General features: G+C 68.4%; 3 protein-coding genes. All 3 read right to left on the bottom strand.

The window, feature by feature from the left end:
* The coding region (locus tag J5F18_RS08370; RefSeq protein WP_346301802.1) for an NAD-glutamate dehydrogenase domain-containing protein at positions 1-2743 on the bottom strand (2743 nt) is incomplete at its 3' end.
* Positions 2744-2919: 176 nt separating this feature from the next.
* Positions 2920-4047: a tRNA (uridine(54)-C5)-methyltransferase TrmA gene (gene trmA / locus J5F18_RS08365; RefSeq protein ID WP_346301801.1), complete on the bottom strand. Its 1128-nt coding sequence runs from the start codon at positions 4045-4047 to the stop codon at positions 2920-2922.
* Positions 4048-4099: 52 nt separating this feature from the next.
* The gene (gene murI, locus J5F18_RS08360; protein WP_346302198.1) at positions 4100-4879 is read right to left on the bottom strand and encodes a glutamate racemase; all 780 of its coding nucleotides are present in this window, start codon (positions 4877-4879) and stop codon (positions 4100-4102) included.
* Positions 4880-4934: the final 55 nt, after the last annotated feature.

The following is a 4934-nucleotide window of genomic DNA, read 5'->3' as shown; positions in this document are numbered from 1 at the left end:
CCTTGTCCGCCGCCACCACCAGGTAGGGGTCGTCGTCGTCGTGACGCACCACCGCCCTCGGCGGGACCAGCTCGCCCCCCTTGAGGTTGTCGGTGACATCGAGCAGGGCGCGGATAAAGGTCTTGTAGCACTCGACCCCCTCGCGCAGGAGGGCCTCGCGGTCGCCTTCGGGCAGGCGCTTGCAGACGAAGCCCCCCTTGGCCCCCACCGGCACGATCACCGAGTTCTTGACCTGCTGGGCCTTGACCAGGCCGAGCACCTCGGTGCGGAAGTCCTCGAGGCGATCGGACCAGCGCAGTCCGCCCCTGGCCACCTTGCCGCCGCGCAGGTGCACCCCCTCGAGGCGCGGCGAGCAGACGAAGATCTCATAAACCGGCCGCGGCTTGGGCATCCCGGTCACCCTGCCGGGCTCCAGCTTGAAGGCGATATAGTCCTTGGGGCCGCCATCCCCCCGGCTCTGGTAGTAGTTGGTGCGCAGGGTCGCCTGGATCAGCTCCATGTAGCGACGCAGCAGCTGGTCGTCGTTGAGGCTCGCCACGTCGTCGAGCAGGCGATGGATGCGCTCGATGCAGGCCTCCACCTCGCCCTCGGCGGGCCGCTCCTCGGGGTCGAAGCGCAGCTCGAACAGCGACACCAGCTCCCGGGTGATCTCGGGGTGGCTGGCCAGGGTGGCGGCCATGTACTCCTGGGAGACACCGAAACGGATCTGCTTCAGGTAGCGGGCGTAGCCGCGCAGCATGGCCACCTCGCGCCAGGTGAGGTTGGCGCCGATAATCAGGCGGTTGAAGGCGTCGTTGTCCGCCTCCCCGGCCCAGATGCGCTGGAAGGCCTCGATGAAGGGCTCGCGCATCTCCTGGAGGTTGACCTCGACGCTGGTGTGGTGCTCCAGGTCGAAGTCGTGGATCCAGTAGAGGGCGTCACTGGCCTCGATCTCGTAGGGACGCTCGCCGATCACTCGCAACCCGAGGTTCTCCATCATCGGCAGCACGTCGGAGAGCGGGATCGGCACCTCGCGATGGAACAGCTTGAGATTGACGCCGCTGCCCTCCTCCTCCACCAGCCGGTAGAGCGAGAGGGACAGGGGCGCGCCCTCGTCCAGTTCGCCGATATGCTGCAGGTCATAGACCGCGGTGCGGGCGCTGAAGTCGTCGCGGTAGCTGGCGGGGAAGGCGTCGCGGAAGCGGTCCATCAGCCGGTTGGCCTGCTCCTCGCCGAAGCCCTCGATGCAGGCGGCCTGCAGGTCGTCACGCCAGTTGCGGGCCAGCCGGGCGACCTTGGCCTCGAGCCGCTTGAGGTCGTATGCCCCCGGCCGGTCGCCCCGGAAGCGCAGGATGAACTGGATGCGCGCCAGCACCGACTCCGACAGGTAGGTGTTGAAGTCGCCGAAGGTGGCGTCGAGCTCCTCGCAGAGCAGGTTCTGGATGCGCAGGCGCAGCTCGGTGGAGAAGACGTCCCGCGGGATGAAGGCCAGGCAGGAGTAGAAGCGCCCGGGACGGTCCTCGCGGATGAAGAGCCGCACCCGGCGACGCTCGCGGATGCTGAGGATACCCAGCGCCGTCCGAGCCAGCTCCTGGATCTCGATCTGGAAGAGGTCGTCGCGGGGGTAGACCTCGAGAATCTGCATCAGCTGCTTGCCGTTGTGCCCCTTGGGGTTGAAGCCGGCGATCTCCATCACCGCCTTGAGCTTGCGGCGCAGGATCGGCACGTTGCGCGGCGACTCGTTGTAGACCGTTGCGGTGAACAGGCCCAGGAAGCGGTGTTCGCCGATCAGGTTGCCCTGGTCGTCGTAGCGATCGATGGAGATGTAGTCGGGGTAGGTCGGGCGGTGCACCCGCGCATGGTGGGCGCTCTTGGCGAAGGAGAGCAGCTCCGGCACCAGCACGAACTGGCCATTCTCGACGCCCAGCTCGGTGCGGATGCGCTCGCGATAGCGCGGCTGGTCGAGGCGGAAGACGCCCTGCTCGCTGCCCTCGACCTTGACAAGCTGCTGCCTGCCGCCCTGCTCGGTCACCTCGTAGGCGTCATAGCCCAGGAAGGTGAAGTTGTCGTGCAGCAGCCACTCGAGGAAGGCGATGGCATCCCGGTGGTCCTCCGGGTCGGTCTGGGCCGGACAGCCGCAACGCAGCTCCTCCAGGGCGACCTTGACCTGGTCGCGCATCGGCTCGAAGTCGGTGACGGCCGTGCGCACGTCCACCAGCACCTCGTGCAGGCTGGCCTGCAGGTCCTCGAGCATCCCCGGGTCGGAGTGGCGGTCGATCTCGATGACGATCAGCGACTCCCGCTCGCTCGGCGCATCGCCCTCACCGGGTGAGGCAACCCGCAGCAGGCGCGCCTCCTCGCCGCGCTCGGTGGCCAGCACCGCATTGTGGATGGCATGTACCGTGATGCCGCGACGATTGAGCTCGATGCGCACCGAGTCCACCAGGAAGGGCATGTCCTCATGGAGGACCGCCACGAAGGTGTGGGGCGATTGCCAGCCGTGCTCCTCGTAGTCCGGGTTGAAGACGCGTACCTTGGGGTCGGCGGCGTCGAACTGCTGGAGGAAGTGCCAGACCGACAGGGTGGCGCCGTAGAGGTCGTCGAGGCGCCGCTCCTCGAGGTCGTCGATCGGCACGGAGGCATAGAAGTAGCGGGCAAAGGCCTCCACCTCGGCCGCCTTGCTCTCGTCCAGCCGGGCGCTCAACCGCTCGGCAAGCTGCTTGAGAATGTCCTGTCTGGCGTCGTCATGCGCAACGTGCTGCATCCCTCACCTCGTGCCTTGGGCCGCCACGGCGACCGGAAGAGTTCGACAGGCGCCCGCCGCGGGCGCCGTGTCGCTAGCTTACGCCACTCTCCGGGCGGCCCCCACCGGTCTGCCAACTTGCTCATGGAGCATGTCGCTTGGGCATCGCCGCTTGACAGGCGCGTCCAGGGTCGAGCTCAGTCACGCCGTTCCAGCAGCACGCCGCACTCGCAGTGGTGGGTCCAGGGAAACTGGTCGAACAAGGCGAAACGCGTGATCGCGTGGGTCTCGCTCAGCAGGGCCAGGTTGTCCACCAGCGTATCCGGATTGCATGAAATATAGACGATACGCGGGTAGTCACGGAGCTGGCGGCAGCTGGCCTCGTCGAGCCCGGCGCGGGGCGGGTCCACCAGCACGGTGGTGAAGTCGTACTCGTGAAGCGCCCACTCGGCCACCCGGCGGCCGCCCTTCTCGCCCTTGAGCGCGGCGGCAAACTCCTCGGCGGACATGCGCCCCACGGTGACGTTGTCGATGCCGTTGGCGGCCAGGTTCTCGCGGGCGCTGGCCACCGAGGTGCGCGAGATCTCGGTGGCCAGCACGCGGCGGAAGTTCTCGGCCAGGGCCACGGTGAAGTTGCCGTTGCCGCAGTAGAGCTCCACCAGATCGCCGTCGCGGCTATCGCGGGTGACCTCCCGGGCCCAGGTCAGCATCGCACGGCAGATCTCGGCGTTGGGCTGGGTGAAGCTGTTCTCCACCTGCTGGTAGACGAAGGTGCGCCCCTCCACCTCGAGCCGCTCCCAGACGTGGTCGCGCGCGAGTACCAGGCGCTGCTTGCGCGAGCGGCCGATGATCATGACATCGAGCCTCTCCTGCAGGCGGCGTGCCTCGGCCTCCCAGGCCTCGTCCAGTGGGCGATGGTAGATCAGGGTGACCAGCGCCTCGCCGGAGAGGGTGGTCAGAAACTCCACCTGGAACAGCTTGTGGCGCAACAACGGCACGTCGCGGATGGCGTCGAGCAGCGCCGGCATCAGTTCGTTGATGCGCCGGCTGGCCACCGGGTAGCCGTCCAGGCGCACCACCGTCTTATGCTTTTTCTTCGGGTCCTCGGGGTCCATCTCGGACTCTTGTATTTTAAACATGGCGTAGAAGAGGTCGTCGCCCACATGCCAGATCCGGAACTCGCAACGCTGCCGGTAGTGGCTGGGCGGCGAAGGGTAGACCGCCAGGGGTGGCGGCGAGAAGCGAGCGAACTGCTCGGTGATGCGCCGGCGCTTGGCCTCGAGCTGCTGGTCATAGCGGGCGGGGTCGACGACGGGAATGGCCAAGGAGCCTCCTGGGGAAATTAGGAAGTGAAGCGGCCTGCGGCGGCCGTGGGGTTCAGTCGAGTGCCAGCAGCTGCGGCTCGGCGAAGCCGAAGCGGGCGAGGCCTGCGGTCAGCCGAGAGTCGGCGGCGGTGACGAAGCTCTCCCCCGGCCCGTGCCGCGGCGCCACGCCGGTGGCCACCTGGGCCGTGCGCCGGGCGATGGCCTCGCTGGAGTCGACCCAGTGGATCTCCCGCGGGGCGGCGGCGGCCAGGACGTCACGCAGCAGCGGAAAGTGGGTGCAGCCCAGCACCACGGTATCCAGCAGCGGATCCTCCCACAGCGGCACCAGGGACCGGCGGATCACCTCGGGGTCGGAGGCGTCCCCGACCAGCCAGCGTTCGGCCTCGCCCACCAGGGCATCGGCGGCCACCCGGGTCACCCGGCAGTCGGCGGCGAAGGCCTCGATCAGACCCAGGGTATAGGCGCGAGACACCGTGGCGCGGGTGGCCAGCAGGCCGATATGGCCGCTGCGGGAGAGGGCTGCCGCCGGCTTGATGGCCGGCACGGTCCCCACCACGGGCACCGACAGGCGTTCACGCAGCGCGTCGAGGGCCAGGGTGCTCGCGGTGTTGCAGGCCACCACCAGGGTTACGCAGCGACTGACCGCCACGGCGGCTTCGCAGACGCGCAGGATCCTCGCGACCAGCCAGGCATCCTCGCGCAGCCCGTAGGGGAGCATGGCATTGTCGCAGGCGTAGGCAAGGGCCGCGCGGGGGAGCCGTTCGCGCAGCGCGGCCACTACGGATAGCCCCCCCACGCCGGAATCGAAGACCAGGATCGGCCCGCCACTCATGCCCGCCTCTCCTCGCCGGGTGAGCAGCGGGCTGGGCGGGCCTCTCGGCACGGTG

The organism is Halomonas sp. BM-2019, assembly GCF_017584085.1.
This window is presented reverse-complemented; position numbering and strand designations above follow the sequence as displayed.

Bases quoted from the DNA above. Each gene is read 5' to 3' on its own strand.
- murI (WP_346302198.1), bottom strand. From the start codon at position 4,879: ATGAGTGGCGGGCCGATCCTGGTCTTCGATTCCGGCGTGGGGGGGCTA.